The organism is Kitasatospora sp. NPDC127035, from assembly GCF_042726075.1.
In the GTDB taxonomy this organism is placed as follows: Bacteria; Actinomycetota; Actinomycetes; order Streptomycetales; family Streptomycetaceae; genus Kitasatospora.
Genome location: NZ_JBHXDN010000020.1, coordinates 12,764 through 27,511, shown reverse-complemented (window position 1 = coordinate 27,511; position 14,748 = coordinate 12,764). Strand labels below are relative to the sequence as shown.

Genomic DNA, 14,748 nt, shown 5'->3' with positions numbered 1-14,748 from the left:
GGCGGGCCGTGGTGTTCCTGGGCGTCAACCTCACCCGAACGAGTGAAATGACGTTCTGTGTGACTCATGTGACGGATTGTTCGAGAAGACTGGCGGCTCGTCGTTCGGAGCGCCAGCCCCTTGGCCCCGCCCCCGCGGGCGGGTGATGTCGGAGGTGCGCTCCTCCTCGTCACCACCCGTGGGGGTACCGCCATGTCCTCGTACCGTTCCGTTCCCGCCGTCACCGTCGCCGCCCTCGCGGTGGCGGCGCTGATAGTCCCGGCGTCCGTCGTGCCGTCCGTCGCCCACGCCACCGCACCGGGTGCACCGGGGGCGTCCCCGGCGACACCGGCCGCACCGGCGGCCTCCGCGGGGGCCTCCCCGGCGCCCTCCGCCGGCAAGGCGCGCGCCGTCACCGCCGAACTCGACCTGGACGTCAGCCTGTTGAACAAGACCGTGGACGTTCCGGTGAACATCGCACTCAACAAGGTCGAGACCCCCGCGCAGAGGGAGGGGTCCGTCCTCACCGCCGTCGTCGAAGGCGTCGACCAGCAGGGCCCGGTCACCCTGGTCAGGGCCGACCTCGGAAAGTCGGTGACCAAGGTCGACGCCAAGGGCGCCTCCGCCGCCGTCCAGCTGGTCAACGCGGACGTCCACGCCCCCGGCCTCCCCGCCACCACCCTGCTCGGCCTGGAGGCGCTCAGCGCCACCGCCACCTGTCCGGTCGACGGGCGGCCGACCGCCGACGTGGTGGCCCCCGCGAAGCTGACCCTCCTCGGCAAGCCCGTCACCGTCAGCCTGTACGGGCCGACCAGGGTGGAGGTCCCGCTGGTCGGCAGCGTCTCGGTCGAGTTCTCCAAGAAGACCACCACCTCGACGACGGCCGCCGCCTCGGCCCTGGAGGTGCGGGTGGAGGTCAACCCGCTCAGCCTCAACGTCGCCAAGGTGACCGGGACCGTCACGGTCGCCTCGGTGAGCTGCGAGAAGCCGGTGCCGACGCCCTCCGCCCCGGCGCCCGCCACCGCCCCGGCCGTGGCCCCGCCCGCCGAGGTGCCCGCAGCCCGGCCGGTGGGGGACGGCACTCCCACCGGCGCCGCCGGTACCGGCCGGGCCGCTGCCGCCCCGCCGTCCGCCACCGGTACGCAGGCCGCCCGCCGTCCGGCCTCCGCCGCCCCGGCCCCGGCCCCGGCGGACCACCTCGCCGCCACCGGCGGCAGTGACTCCACCGCCCCGCTCGCCGCCGGAGCCGCCGCCCTGGTCGCCGCCGGCGCCTGCGCCCTCTGGGCCACCCGCCGTCGCCGGGCCGCTGTCGCCGCCCACGCCCGCAGGCGCTGAAACCCGCCCCGGATCCCGTGCGGGAGTGCCATCTGCGGCACTCCCGCACGGTGACGGTGCCGACGCGGACGGTTGGTTCACATGGGCGTTACATGAGAGGAACAACCGGGAAACGGCGGCTTGCGACGCTACGCGGGCACCCACCACTCAGTTTGCGAGGGACATCGCCGTGGCAATCAAGGCCGAGTACATCTGGATCGACGGCACCAAGCCGACCGCCAAGCTCCGCTCCAAGACTCGGGTCCTGCCGAACGCCGACAAGATCCCCACCTGGGGCTTCGACGGTTCCTCGACCAACCAGGCCGAAGGCCACGCCTCGGACCGAGTGCTGGAGCCGGTCAAGGTCACCAAGGACCCGATCCGCGGCGGCGACAACATCCTCGTCCTCTGCGAGGTCCACGAGACCGACGGCACCCCGCACGAGTCGAACACCCGCGCCCTGCTGCGCACCGTCGCCGAGCAGTACGCGGCGCAGGACTCGATCTTCGGCATCGAGCAGGAGTACACCTTCTTCAAGGGCTCCCGCCCGCTCGGCTTCCCCGAGGGCGGCTTCCCGGCCCCGCAGGGCGGCTACTACTGCGGCGTCGGCGCCGAGGAGGTCTTCGGCCGCGAGATCGTCGAGCTGCACCTCGACCGCTGCATGGACGCCGGCCTCGCCATCTGCGGCATCAACGCCGAGGTCATGCCCGGCCAGTGGGAGTTCCAGATCGGCCCGGTCGACGCCCTGACCGCCTCCGACGACATGTGGATCGCCCGCTACCTGCTCTACCGCACCGCCGAGGAGTTCGGCATCGACGCCACCCTCGACGCCAAGCCGGCCAGGGGAGACTGGAACGGCGCGGGTGCGCACACCAACTTCTCCACCCGGGCGATGCGCGAGGGCTACGACGCGATCATCACCGCCTGCGAGTCGCTCGGCGCCTCCCAGGAGATCGTGCTGGAGCACGTCAGCCAGTACGGCGACGACATCCAGTCCCGCCTGACCGGCAAGCACGAGACCGCCCCGTGGAACGTCTACTCCTACGGCGTCTCCAACCGCGGCGCGTCGGTCCGCATCCCGTGGCAGGTCGAGGTGGACCAGAAGGGCTACATCGAGGACCGCCGTCCGAACGCCAACGTCGACCCGTACGTGGTCACCCGCCTGCTGATCAAGACCTGCTGCGCCGCCCTGGAGAAGGCCGGCCAGGTCTGAGCCACCGCTCACCGGTAACAGCTGAAGCGCCCGCCGGGCCTCCCCCTGCTGCATGGGGGAGGCCCGGCGGGCCTTTCGCGTGGTCGGGGTCAGCCGGAGTGGATGACGTCCGCCAGTTCACGGGCGAGAGCGGCGAGGTCACCGAATCCCGCGTCCCGGACGGCCGTTCCCGGCCGCCCGCCCCCGGACGTTCCAGGACGCTGCCGCCGATGCCCGGCAGGACGTGCACGAGGCGCCTGCGTGCCACGCTCGCTCCACTCGAAGCGCTGTGCTGGTGCTGACGGCGGTGCCGCGGTCTCTTGATCCGTGCCGGTCGTGGGCGGATAATCGCCCGCATGACCGCCTCCGCCGCCTCCGCCGCTGCCTCCGGGTGCCTCGTGCGGCGCCTGCACGTGGACCTGGTGCGGGTGTGCGCGGCCGCCTGTCGTCGGTGAGTGCTGCTCCCTCCCCTCCCCGCAGGCGTTCTCGGCACCGGAGTGTGTGTTCATGTCCCTGACCTTCCACTGGTTCCTGCCCACCAACGGCGACAGCCGGCACGTCGTCGGCGGCGGGCACGGTTCGACGCCCGGGACCGCCGGGGCGGACCGGCCGCCGTCCGTCGCCTACCTGGGTCAGATCGCCCGCAGCGCGGAGCAGTTGGGGTTCGAGGGGGCGCTGACGCCGACCGGCGCCTGGTGCGAGGACGCCTGGCTGACGACGGCGATGCTCACCCAGGTGACGGAGCGGCTCAAGTACCTGGTGGCGTTCCGGCCGGGGCAGATCAGTCCGACGCTGGCCGCGCAGATGGCGGCGACGTACCAGCGGCAGTCCGGCGGCCGGCTGCTGCTCAACGTGGTGACGGGCGGTGAGTCGGCGGAGCAGCGCGCGTACGGTGACTTCCTCGACAAGGACGCGCGGTACGCGCGGACCGGCGAGTTCCTGTCGATCACGCGCAGGCTCTGGGCGGGCGAGACTGTCGACCACGAGGGGCCCCATCTCCGCGTGGAGCGGGCCGTGTTGAACCGGTTGCCGGACCAGGTGCCGCCCGTGTACTTCGGTGGTTCGTCGCCGGCGGCGGGCGACGTGGCCGCCCGGTACGCGGACGTCTACCTCACCTGGGGGGAGCCGCCCGCGCAGGTGCGGGAGAAGATCACCTGGATCCGCGAACTGGCCGCCGCGCAGGGCCGGGTGGTGCGGTTCGGGATCCGGCTGCACGTGATCACCCGGGACACCTCGGCGCAGGCGTGGGCGGAGACCGAGCGGCTGCTGGCGGCGATGGACCCGGTGCGGATCCGGGAGACCCAGCGCGCGCTCGCGGAGAGCGAGTCCGAGGGGCAGCGCCGGATGCTGGCCCTGCACGGCGGTTCGGCGGCGCGGTTGGAGGTCCACCCGGGGCTCTGGGCGGGCATCGGGCTGCTGCGGGGCGGCGCGGGGACGGCGCTGGTCGGCAGCCACCGGGAGGTGGCCGACCTGATCACGGAGTACCACGAGCTGGGCATCGAGGAGTTCGTGCTCAGCGGGATGCCGCACCTGGAGGAGGCGTACTGGTTCGGGGAGGGCGTGCTGCCGCTCCTCGCGCGGCGCAACCTGTGGCGGCGGCCGGAGTAGCTCCGGCGGGGCCGGCCCGCCAGGTCCGGGGCCGGGGCCCGGCCTGGGTCGGGTGGGGCGGGTGCGCGGGGCCGGCCGTCCGGTCCGTTCTGCCCGAAAGGGAACGTGAAGGGTGGGGATGTCCCCCGGTCGGATCCGGGGGCGTGCCGTCGTGAACTCCGGGCGCCCGGTTCCTAGCGTTGACGACATGACACACCATCACATGATGCTCCGGGGAACCCTCCGGGGTGCGCGACGGCCGGCGCGGTGGGGGCCCGTGCTCGCCGCCGCCCTGGCCGCCTCGGCGCTCGCGGGCACCCCCGCCGCGTCGGCCGCCGGCTCCTCGGCTCCCGTTTCCGCTTCCGTCGGGGCCGAGGCCGGGGCCGGGGCCGCCGCTGCCGTGCCGGGTGCGTGCGCGGCGACCCGTGCGGCCGTCGGAGCGGCCCTGGACACCCTGGTCGGAGGCGACGGAGTCCCCGGCGCGGCCGCCGAGTTCACCGACCCCCGCTGCGGGCGCCGGACCGCCGCCCGCGGCGTCGCCGACCTGGCGACCGGCCGCCGGATGCGGGCGGAGGACCGGCTGCGGATCGGCAGCGTCACCAAGACGTTCACCGCCACGCTCGTCGTCCAACTCGCCGCCGAGGGCCGGATCGGCCTGGACGACACCGTCGAACGCCACCTGCCCGGACTGGTCCGGGGCAACGGCCACGACGGCGGCCGGATCACCGTCCGCCAACTGCTCCAGCACACCAGCGGACTCCCCGACTACACCGAGGCGCTGGTCGGACTGCCCGTGGACGCGTGGCGGTTCCGCCACTTCGAGCCGCGCGAGCTGGTCGCGATCGGGCTCACCCTGCCGCGCCCGGAGAAGGCGTGGTCCTACTCGACCACCAACTCCGTGATCGCCGGCCTCCTGGTCGAGAAGGTCACCGGCCGCCCCTTCGAGGCGGAGCTGCAACGCCGGATCATCGGCCCGCTGGGCCTGCGGGACACCTACTGGCCGGGCGACGAGCTCCGCATCCGGGGCCCGCACTCGCGCAGCTACTACGTCGACCACGCCGCACCCGAGGGCGCCCCGCGCATCGACGGCACCGAGTGGAACGCGAGCTTCGGCGGCGCGGGCGGCGCGCTGGTGTCCACGCCCGCCGACGTGGACCGGTTCTTCCGGGCGCTGCTCGGCGGCCGGCTGCTGCCCGCGCGCTGGCTCGACGAGATGAAGCGCACCGTGCCCGCCGACCCGGACCGCCTCTGGCTCGGTGCCCGGTACGGGCTCGGGCTGATCGCGAGCCCGCTGGAGTGCGGCGGCTGGTGGTGGGGCCACGGCGGGACGATGCCGGGCGGGCACCGGACGCTCGCCGCGGTCGGGCCGGGCGGCCGCAGTCTCGCCCTCGCCCTCACCGAGGTCCCCCGCACCGAGCAGGCCGAGCAGGACTTCCGTGCCGTCGCGACCGCCGCGTTCTGCGCGCCGGTCGGTGGCGGATCCGATGCGACCGAGGAGACGTCATGAGCGACCGCCGTACCGCCGAGGCCCGTTCCGGCGAGGCCCGCTCCGCCGCCGGCCGTTCCACCGGGAGCCGGGCCGCCCGCCCCCGTCGTGCCGGCGGGCGGCGCCCGGCCGGAACCGGGGCGTCGACGGCCGTCCGCCGGGCCACGGCGGCGGGCCTCGCCTTCGCGGCCTGCGTGGCGGTGGTGTCCGCAGCGACCGGCCCCGCCCAGGCCGCGTCCGCCGACGCCTCCGCGTCCGGCGCCTCCGCGTCCGCGACCTCCGCCCCCCGCGGGCTGGACCGCTACTACAACCAGCGTCTCGACTGGCGCAGTTGCGTCAAGGGGCCGGACGACAAGGACGGCGCGGCCCTGGAGCAGGCGGGCGCGCGCTGCGCGGACGTGACCGTCCCGCTCGACTACGGCGACCCCCGGGGCCGCACCATCACCGTCGCGATCTCCCGGATCAAGGGCACCGACACCCGCCACCGGATCGGCGCGATGCTGCTCAACGACGGCGGCCCGGGCGGCGAGACCCTCGGCACTCCGCCGCGCGTGCAGGCGGCGCTCAAGGAGACCGCCGCACGTTACGACATCATCGGCATGGACCCGCGCTTCGTGGGGCGCAGCACCCCGCTGGACTGCGGCTGGCCGGTCGGAACCAGCATCGCCTCGGCGGGCCTCGGCCGGGCGAGCTTCGACCGGCAGGTCGCCTTCCAGAAGGACCTGGCCGCCAAGTGCCGTGCCGCGGCAGGGTCGTTGCTGCCGCACGCGAGCACCCGCAACACGGCCCGCGACATGGACGTCGTCCGGGGCGCGCTCGGTGAGCGGAGGATCTCCTACCTGGGCGTCTCGTACGGCACCTACCTGGGCACCGTCTACACCCAGATGTTCCCCGGCCGCTACGACCGGGTGGTCCTCGACGGGGCGCTCGACCCGCGCACGTACGGGCCCCGCCTGTTCCCGGGCCTGCTGGCGGAGAACGAGCAGGCGCTCGCCGACTGGGCCGCCTGGGCGGCGGCCCGCCACGACACCTACGGGCTCGGCCGGACCGGGGAGGAGGTGATCGCCGGGATCCGGCGGACCGTCGAGGCGTCGGCGCGCGCGCCGTTGGCCGTCGGCAGCGGCACCGGCACCTTCCTGGTCGACGACACCCGGGTGCCGTTCCTGCTCTTCGCCGGGATCGCGGACGACACGGACGAGGCGCGCGCGGACCTCGCCGAAGAGATGGTCGTGCTGGCCGAGGCCGCGGCGGGCCGGCCGGCCCGGCCGTCGGAGGCGTTCGCCGCCGTGTTGCGGTTCGCGTTCGGCGCGGAGGGGTCGGCGACCGGCAGCTCCCAGCAGGCGATCATGTGCGCGGACGGCACCGCGCCGCGTGACCCCGAGTCGTACTGGCGGGGCGTCGAGCGCACCCGGGCCGAACACCCGCTGCTCGGTCCGATTCTCAACAACATCAACCCGTGTGCCTTCTGGGACCGCCCGCGCGAGGCGCGCACCGAGGTGCGGAGCGACGCCGAGGTGCTGATCGTCGCCGCCACCGGGGACCCGCGCACCACCTACCGGGACAGCGTCGCGCTGCACGGGCTGCTGCCCGGCTCCCGCCTGCTGACGCTCAAGGGCGCCAACCGGCACGCGCTCTACGGGATGTACGGCAACGCGTGCGTGGACGACACGGTCAACGCGTACCTGGCCAGTGGCAGGCTGCCGAAGGGGGACCGGACCTGCACCAAGTAGCCGTACGCTCCGGCCGTGACCCGTGACCCGTGACCCGTGACCCGTGACCCGTGTCTCGGGCCGGGCCGGTGCCTCCGCCCGGCCGTGGCGGCCCGCGGGCGCACTGCCCGCGGGCTCACGGCCCGCCGGTTCACTGCTCGCCGAGGGCCATCCACTTCTCCGGTGTCTCCAGCGGTGTGAACCCGACCTTGGCGTAGACCTCGTGGGCGTCCGCCGTGGCGAGCAGGACGCGGCGCAGGCCGTAGGGGGCGAGGTGGTCGCGGACGGCGGCGGCCAGCGCGGTGCCCAGGCCCTTGCCGCGCGCGGCGGGGGCGATGTACACGTCGCAGAGCCAGGCGAAGGTGGCCAGGTCGGTGACGACACGGGCGTAGCCGAGCTGGGTGCCGGCGGCGCGGTCGTAGACACCGAAGTTGAGCGATCCCGCGACGGCGGAGTCCTGCTTCTCGCGGGGGCGGCCCCGGGCCCAGTAGGAGTCCTCCGACAGCCACCGGTGGATCAGCGCGCCGTCGAGGCGCCCGGGGTCGGTGGAGATCTCGTAGCTGTCGGGGAGGTCACTGGTCATGGCGGGATCCAACCAGAGGCTCCCGCGCCGATCCACCGGATATCCGCAGGCCCCGGGGCGGCCGTGCCTCCTCGCCCGGGGCCGCGGGTCGGGAGTTCAGGCCCCGAACCGCGGGACGACCAGGGGGGACCGCAGGACGAGTTCTCCGATGACGGGCCGGTCGGCGCCGTCGCCGTGGACCAGGGAGGTGAGGGTGCTCGGGAACGCGTCGGTGACCGTCCAGCTCACCGCCGGGGTGCGGGGGCCGTTCAGCAGCGAGACCGTGACGTCCTTCCGGTCGACCGTGTTGAGGCCGATCGTGTCGATCCAGTCGCACAGGGCCTGGTAGCCGTCGGCCGAGCCCCGGCGCAGGGAGACCGTGGCCGTCCTCCGCTGTCCGGGCATCAGGTGGGTGGTTCCCGAGCCGTCCCTGTGCTCGATGACCTCGTAGGACGTCTCCAGCCCGGAGACGTCGTGGAAGAGGTGGTCCCGTCCGTCGACGGAGAGCTTGTAGCGGTAGACGGGCATCGACACGGACGCTCCCGGGGTCGGCCGCACGGCGCGGCGCGGACTGCTGCTCGTAACGGGCGAATCTATGCCACGGAGCGTCAGTTCCGGTTCTCCGTAACCCGTGCGGGCGAGACGCGCCGCGGCGGATCCGGCGGGCCCCCGCCCGACTCCGCCCCGGCTCCGCCCCGACCCGCCCCGACTCCGGCCGCCCCGGCTCCGCCCGCCCCGCTCAGATCCGCCGCAGGGAGAAGGTGTCGCCCGGCGTGCCGGCGAACGCCAGGTCCAGCCGGCCGGAGAGCGCGTACACGCCGCCGCCGGGGCCGGGCGTGACGGCCGTCGGCGAGAGGTCGGCCGAGGGGCGGACGGAGGTGAGCCGGGCGGTGCGCCAGCCGTCGGTGGAGCGGAGCTCGACCGAGGCGTCGCGGCCCGCGCCGGCCAGGTCGTTGGTCACGCCGACGATGCTGCCGTCGGGGCGGCCGAGCAACCCGTCCAGGTGCAGCAGCGCGCCCGGCCCGCCCGTGCCGGGGCCTCCCGTGACCGGGATCGGGCGGAGGTCCGCCGGCCGGTGCACCGGCACCTGCCAGAGCGTGCCGTCGTCCCACTTGCCGATGATCAGCCGGCCGTCCCGGAGGGCGATGCCGTTCAGGCCGTAGCCGCCGGGCGCCGGGGTCAGCCGGGCGTCGCGGACCAGGACCGAGGCCGTGCCGTCCGTGCCGATCCGGTACACCACCGGGGCGAGCGAGTCGGTGACGTACGCGGTCCCGTCCGGTCCGAAGGCCACGTCGTTGGCGAAGTGCGGGCCGCCGTCGCCCGCCACCGCGGCCAGGTCCGCGTAGAACAGTCGCCGGCCGGTCTCCAGGTCGTAGGCGCCGAGGCCGGCCAGCCGCCCGGCGGTCGCGGCGGAGGTGCGCGTGCCGAGGCCGTTGTCGCCGTTGGCCAGCAGGACCCGGCCGCGGGCCCGGTCGACGTGCAGGCCGATCACCGAGACCAGCGTGTCCGGTTCGTCGATCAGCGTGCGGACACCGCCGCCCGGGCGGACGACCGAGACCGTGCCGTGGCGCAGCGATCCGACCAGGAAGCGCTGACGGTCCTGGTCCCAGGTGGCTCCCTCCGGGACGAGGGTCGGGGCGTGGCCCGCGATCACGGCCGGGCCCCGGCTCTCGTGGCCGCCGTGGGCGGAGGCCGGCAGAGCCCCGGCGGTGCCGAGCAGGAGGCCGGCCGCCGCAGCGGTGACGGCGGCGGTGCGGAGGAGGTGACGGGTCATCGGAAGTCTCCCTGCGAGGTGGTGCGTCCGGCTGGTGCCCTCAGCCTCGCGGGGCGGTCCGGAGGGCGGCAGTGTCTGTGGATACTGGCAGTGCGACTACCAGGGAAGGGACGGGCGGGGGGATGGACGACGCGGAGACGCGGCGGAACGCGCTGTCGAGCTTCCTGCGCAGCCGGCGTGCCCGGCTGACGCCGGAGGACGTCGGGATGGCGCCGGGGGTGCGGCGGCGCACCCCCGGGCTGCGGCGCGAGGAGTTGGCGCTGCTCGCGGGTGTCGGGGTGACCTGGTACACGTGGCTGGAGCAGGGGCGGGCGATCAACCCGTCGCCGGAGGTGCTGGCGAGCCTGGCCCGGACGTTGCGGCTGGACCGGGCGGAGACGGCGTACCTGTTCCGGTTGGCGGGGAGCCATCCGGGGGCGGCCGGAGCGCCCGGGGCGGTGGGGTCCGAGGCGGCGGGAGACGTGCCGGCGCCGCTGCTGCGGCTGATGCACGCCCAGTGGCCGGCGCCGGCGTTCGTGATGGACGCGGACTGGGCCGTCCGGGCCTGGAATCCGGGCGCGGAGGCGCTGTTCGGGCTGTCCGGCCGGGAGCCGGAGGACTGCAACCTGGCCTGGGTGGTGTTCGCCAGCCCCCTGCACCGCGCCCGGACGGTGGACTGGGAGCACCATGCCCGCCGGACCCTGGCGCAGCTGCGCTCCGCCTACGCCGAGCGCGGCGGCGACGGTGCGCCGGCAGCGCGGCCGCTGGCCCGGTTGATCAGGCGGCTGCGGGCGGCGTACCCGGAGGCGGACCGCTGGCTGGACGAGCACCAGGTGCTGGAGCGCGCCGGGGCGGAGAAGGACCTGCTGCACGAGGAGTTGGGGATGCTGCGGATCGACCAGGTGGTGCTGCAGGCGTCCGGCGGGCTGCAGTTGGTGGTGCTGACGGCGCGTGACGCGGAGACCGGCGACCGCCTGCGTGGCCTCGCCCCGTCCGCCGTCCGGGCCTGACCGCCGCCCGGGCCTGACCGCCGCCCGGCCCCGCCCGTCGTCCGGACGACCGGTCGACCGCGATCGTTCCGCCGACGCCGGACACGGGATTCCGGCCGGGGTCACCTGGCTGCCGGGGGGAGTTGGAGAGACGTTCATCCGTTCATCCGCCCGGAACTCCGGCCTCGGGGTTCCTCCGGGAGGGGGACTGTCCTCATACGTCCGGAATTGCCTGTGTGCGAAGAGTCGGCGCCTCGGCCGTGAAGCGCGTCCGCTAAATAATGGTGATATGACAACCATGCAACAGGACTTATGCTGACCGGGCTCACGACTTCTCCCCGTGTTCTTCGCTCGAGAAACAGGTCTGCTTGATGAAGTTGCCCAAGGTGTCCGCCGTCCTTGCCGCGGCTGCACTCGCTCCGACCGTCCTGTTCCCGTCGATGGCGTCCGCTGCCGAGCAGCCGAAGCCCGTCGGAGTCAGCGGTCCGGACACGGCGGCCGACACCACGGAGGACGGCGGCTCCCAGGAGGCGGCGGACCGGGCCGAGGTCCGGCGGATCCTGGCCGACAAGGACGCGGGCATCAGCGTCCACGAGGCCGCCGCGAAGGTCGTCGACGGCACGGCGGCCGAACTGCGTCAGTTCATGGAGGTCGGCCTCCCGAACGCGCGGATCATCGACGACCGCGTCAAGGCCGCCCAGTTCCTCTCCGTCGGCGGCCCTGCCGTGAAGGCGGCGGCCGAGAAGGCCCTCAAGTCCGGCAGCCCCGAGGCGGTCCGCAAGTTCCTCACCGAGGGCCAGTTCGTGGCCCGCGCCGAGGACGACGACCGGGCCGAGGTCCGGCGGATCCTGGCCGACAAGGACGCGGGCATCAGCGTCCACGAGTTCGCCGCGAAGGTCGTCGACGGCACGGCGGCCGAGCTGCGCCAGTTCCTGGAGGTCGGCCTCCCGCGTGCGCGGTCCATCGACGACCTGGTCAAGACCGCCCAGATCCTCTCCGCCGGTGGCCCTGCCGTGCAGGCGGCGGCCAACAAGGCCATGAGCTCCAACAGCCCCGAGGCGGTCCGCAAGTTCCTCGCCGAGGGTCAGCACACGGCCCGCGCCGAGGACGACCGGGCCGAGGTCCAGCGGATCCTGGCCGACAAGGACGCGGGCATCAGCGTCCACGAGGCCGCCGCGAAGGTCGTCAACGGCACGGCGGCCGAGCTGCGCCAGTTCATGGAGGTCGGCCTCCCGAACGCGCGGGCCGTCGACGACCGCGTCAAGGCTTTCCAGGTCCTCGCCGTCGGCGGCCGTGCGGTGAAGGCGGCGGCCGAGGCGGCCCTCAGGACCGGCAGCCCCGAGGCGGTGCGCAAGTTCCTCACCGAGGGCCAGCACACGGCCCGCGCCGAGGACGACCGGGTCGAGATCCTCATCCTCATCGCCGACAAGGAGGTCGGCCCGCGCGTCTTCGCGGGGGCCCAGAAGGCCCTCGGCGGCACGCCCGCCGACCTGCGCCGCTTCCTTGAGGTCGACCTGGCGGGCCTGCGCGAGAGCGACAACCGCGTGAAGGTCTCCCAGGCCCTTGAGACCGGCGGGCCGGCGGTCAAGAAGGCCGCGGGCGCCGCCCTGGAGGGCAGCTACGCGGACGTCCTCGCGTTCCTCAAGGAGGGCTGGTCCAAGGCCCGCGCCGAGGACGAGGCGAACGCGGCCGCCGCCAGGCCGACCTCGCCGGTCCAGGGGCAGAACGCCGGTCAGACCGCCAGCGGCGCGGGCACCGTCGCGAACCCGGCCCCGGCCGTGGTGCCCGCCGTGGCACTCGCGAAGGTCACCGGCACCACCGCGACCACCGGCACCGCGGCCGAGACCTCCGGCCCGCTCGCCGCCACCGGTGTGGACGAAAGTGTCCGCTGGGAGGCCGGCGGCGCCGCCGCGGCCGTCGCCGCCGGTGCGGCCCTGGTGGCCGTCTCCCGCCGCCGTCGCGCCGCCGAGTAGTCACATCGGCGCGACGACCGCAGCGTGACCAGGTGCCCCGCCCCCACGGTCGGGGCACCTGGCGTTCGGCACCGCGTCCTACGACCCGGTCGACCCGGTCGAGTCTGTCGACCCGGGCGGGCCGGGCGAGAGCGGTGTGCGGGCCACCGTCAGATACCGGGAACGGCGTCCTTCGGAACGGTGTGCCAGTTGGTGACCACCGGCTTGTCCACCTTGGTCGGACCGACCGGGAGGCTGACCGGGTCCGGGTCGGCCTTGCCGACGGCGACGATGACGTCGGTGAACTCGATCTCCTGGTTCCCCTTGGTGCTCTTGGGGTTGACGCCCGCGTACGCCACCTTGTCCCCGCCGAGGGTGATCGGCGTGCCGACGGCCTGCTCGGCGTTGGCGGCCTCGATACCGCCCGAGCCGAACGCGATGGTCGCGTGCGGGCCAGGGAGTGTGCAGCTGACGCCAGGCTTGGCCTTGGCGGTGATCAGGATGAACCCGCCGGCCTGGGACTCGGTCCTGGTGGTGAACGTGAGGTCCTTCGTGGCGCAGTTCTGCCCCGGGGAGCCGGACTTCGTCCCGGGCGCGGAGGCAGCGGCGGAGGCGGAGGTCGCTGTGGAGGCGGACGCACTGCCGGACGGCGAGGTCGCCTTCGAGGGCGCGGCGGCGGGGGCGGTCGTCGTGGCCGCCGCCGTGGCGGCGGCCGTGGCCACCGGGCTCGCCGCGGCGGAACCCCCGTCGCCGTTCTCCGGTCCGCAGGCGGTGGCGGCAGCGGCGAGCACCGCGACGGCGGCGGCAGTGAGGGCGAGGCGGCGCGTACGCATACGGGGCTCCCGGGTCGGTCCACCGGTGCGGTTCACCGGTGCGACCACCGTAGGTCCGGGCCGTTCACGGCCCGGTCCGCGCAATATCCCGATCCTGTCCCAGAAGCCGCGGAGCCCGGATGCCGGGCGGAAGGGGCCGGGGAGCCCGGGGCGCGTGGCCGACGCCCCCGCTCCGGGGCCGGGCGACCCGTGACGCCCGCCGGTGACACGGGTCGTCAACTCGTCCTCCGTGCGCGACGATGCCGTCATGACGACGCCGCTCCCGCTGCTTCTCCTCGACGTCGACGGGCCGTTGAACCCGTACGCCGCCAAGCCCCACCAGCGGCCTGCCGGGTACGGCACCCACCGCGTCAAGCCGGACTCGTGGGTGGCCCGGTTCCCGCAGCGGCCCGCCGAGTACGTCCGGCCGCTGCGGCTCTGGATCAACCCCGACCACGGCCCCGAACTCCTCTCCCTCCCCTACGAGTTGGTCTGGGCGACGACCTGGATGGCGGAGGCCAACACCTGGATCGCCCCGCTCCTCGGCCTGCCCGAACTCCCCTACGTCGCCTGGCCGCAGCTCCACCAGGAGGACCCGGACGGCCTGCACTGGAAGACCCGCGCACTGGTGGCGTGGGCCGCCGGCCGCCCGTTCGTCTGGGTGGACGACGAGCTGGGACCGCAGGACGCCGCGTGGATAGCCGACCACCACCCCGGACGGGCCCTCGCCCTCCACGTCGATCCGAAGCTCGGCCTGCGGGGCGGCGACTTCGCCACCCTCCGGGAGTGGGCGGCCGGCGCGTGAGCCGCGGACCGGCTGGCGCCGCGCGCCACCCGGGCCGTGCCGAGGCGCGGGTGCGGCCGGGTGCGGCCGGGTGCGGCCGGGGCGTGCCCGGAAGAACCCGGAGAAATTTCCGTCGGCGATGTCGAGAACCCGTGGCCGGCTCCGTCCCAGGGGCGGACGCGGCCACAATGGGTCGCACAGCACCGAGGAGAGACGTCATGGCCAAGTACCTGCTGCTCAAGCACTACCGCGGAGCTCCGGTCCCGGACGACTTCGTGTCCATGGAGCACTGGACGCCGGAGGAGATCTCGGCGCACGTGCAGTACATGCGCGACTTCGCGGCCCGCCTGGAGGAGTCCGGCGAGTTCGTCGACAGCCAGGCGCTCGCCCCCGGGGGCGCGTGGGTGCGCTACGACGGCGAGGGCCGCCCGCCGGTGACCGACGGCCCGTTCGCCGAGACGAAGGACCTCGTGGCCGGCTGGATGGTGATCGACGTCGACAGCTACGAGCGCGCCGTCGAGCTGGCCGGTGAGCTGTCCGCAGCCCCCGGGGCGGGCGGGAAGCCGATCCACGAGTGGCTCGAACTGCGCCCCTTCCTGTCCGCGCCGCCGACCGTCACGGAGTGACCT

General features: G+C 74.5%; 13 protein-coding genes. 9 read left to right on the top strand and 4 right to left on the bottom strand.

The features are described from left to right. The first annotated feature begins 192 nt into the window (after nt 1-192). The 5 genes from ACFWIC_RS16380 (at nt 193) to ACFWIC_RS16360 (ending at nt 7,288) form a co-directional block, all read left to right on the top strand. The gene (locus tag ACFWIC_RS16380; protein ID WP_380519115.1) at nt 193-1,314 is read left to right on the top strand and encodes an SCO1860 family LAETG-anchored protein; all 1,122 of its coding nucleotides are present in this window, start codon (nt 193-195) and stop codon (nt 1,312-1,314) included. 169 nt (nt 1,315-1,483) lie between these two features. Then, nucleotides 1,484-2,506 carry a glutamine synthetase GlnII gene (gene glnII / locus ACFWIC_RS16375; RefSeq protein WP_329876257.1) on the top strand — a complete coding sequence of 341 codons (1,023 nt, stop codon included), beginning with the start codon at nt 1,484-1,486 and terminating at the stop codon, nt 2,504-2,506. A gap of 486 nt (nt 2,507-2,992) precedes the next feature. Beyond that, nucleotides 2,993-4,093, top strand: a complete 1,101-nt coding sequence (locus tag ACFWIC_RS16370) for an LLM class flavin-dependent oxidoreductase (RefSeq protein ID WP_329883479.1) — start codon at nt 2,993-2,995, stop codon at nt 4,091-4,093. Nucleotides 4,094-4,280: 187 nt separating this feature from the next. Continuing rightward, complete coding sequence (locus ACFWIC_RS16365) at nt 4,281-5,579, top strand: serine hydrolase domain-containing protein (protein ID WP_380519113.1); 1,299 nt, start codon at nt 4,281-4,283, stop codon at nt 5,577-5,579. Further along, nucleotides 5,576-7,288 (top strand): alpha/beta fold hydrolase, encoded by a 1,713-nt coding sequence (locus ACFWIC_RS16360; protein WP_380519111.1) that lies wholly within the window; start codon nt 5,576-5,578, stop codon nt 7,286-7,288. Before ACFWIC_RS16365 ends, ACFWIC_RS16360 begins: the two co-directional genes overlap by 4 nt. A 130-nt stretch (nt 7,289-7,418) precedes the next feature. On the opposite strand, the gene ACFWIC_RS16355 is transcribed toward ACFWIC_RS16360, so the two are convergent. The 3 genes from ACFWIC_RS16355 to ACFWIC_RS16345 form a co-directional block, all read right to left on the bottom strand. Then, nucleotides 7,419-7,850 carry a GNAT family N-acetyltransferase gene (locus ACFWIC_RS16355; RefSeq protein ID WP_329883478.1) on the bottom strand — a complete coding sequence of 144 codons (432 nt, stop codon included), beginning with the start codon at nt 7,848-7,850 and terminating at the stop codon, nt 7,419-7,421. Between the two features lie 96 nt (nt 7,851-7,946). Next, entirely contained in the window at nt 7,947-8,357 is a 411-nt protein-coding gene (locus tag ACFWIC_RS16350; protein WP_329948697.1) for a phage tail protein, read from the bottom strand. Nucleotides 8,358-8,568: 211 nt separating this feature from the next. Beyond that, the gene (locus ACFWIC_RS16345; RefSeq protein ID WP_380519108.1) at nt 8,569-9,603 is read right to left on the bottom strand and encodes a hypothetical protein; all 1,035 of its coding nucleotides are present in this window, start codon (nt 9,601-9,603) and stop codon (nt 8,569-8,571) included. Nucleotides 9,604-9,725: 122 nt separating this feature from the next. On the opposite strand from ACFWIC_RS16345, the gene ACFWIC_RS16340 reads away from it, so the two are divergent. Together ACFWIC_RS16340 and ACFWIC_RS16335 are read left to right on the top strand one after the other, a co-directional pair. Continuing rightward, complete coding sequence (locus tag ACFWIC_RS16340; RefSeq protein WP_380519106.1) at nt 9,726-10,592, top strand: helix-turn-helix transcriptional regulator; 867 nt, start codon at nt 9,726-9,728, stop codon at nt 10,590-10,592. 350 nt (nt 10,593-10,942) lie between these two features. Further along, nucleotides 10,943-12,544, top strand: a complete 1,602-nt coding sequence (locus ACFWIC_RS16335; RefSeq protein WP_380519104.1) for a hypothetical protein — start codon at nt 10,943-10,945, stop codon at nt 12,542-12,544. Between the two features lie 149 nt (nt 12,545-12,693). Here the strand turns inward: ACFWIC_RS16335 and ACFWIC_RS16330 are convergent, their stop codons facing one another. After that, nucleotides 12,694-13,356: a hypothetical protein gene (locus tag ACFWIC_RS16330; protein ID WP_380519102.1), complete on the bottom strand. Its 663-nt coding sequence runs from the start codon at nt 13,354-13,356 to the stop codon at nt 12,694-12,696. A gap of 247 nt (nt 13,357-13,603) precedes the next feature. On the opposite strand from ACFWIC_RS16330, the gene ACFWIC_RS16325 reads away from it, so the two are divergent. Both ACFWIC_RS16325 and ACFWIC_RS16320 read left to right on the top strand, forming a co-directional pair. Then, nucleotides 13,604-14,140 (top strand): hypothetical protein, encoded by a 537-nt coding sequence (locus tag ACFWIC_RS16325; RefSeq protein ID WP_380519100.1) that lies wholly within the window; start codon nt 13,604-13,606, stop codon nt 14,138-14,140. Nucleotides 14,141-14,337: 197 nt separating this feature from the next. Further along, entirely contained in the window at nt 14,338-14,745 is a 408-nt protein-coding gene (locus ACFWIC_RS16320) for a YciI family protein (RefSeq protein ID WP_329948673.1), read from the top strand. The last annotated feature ends 3 nt before the right edge of the window (nt 14,746-14,748 follow it).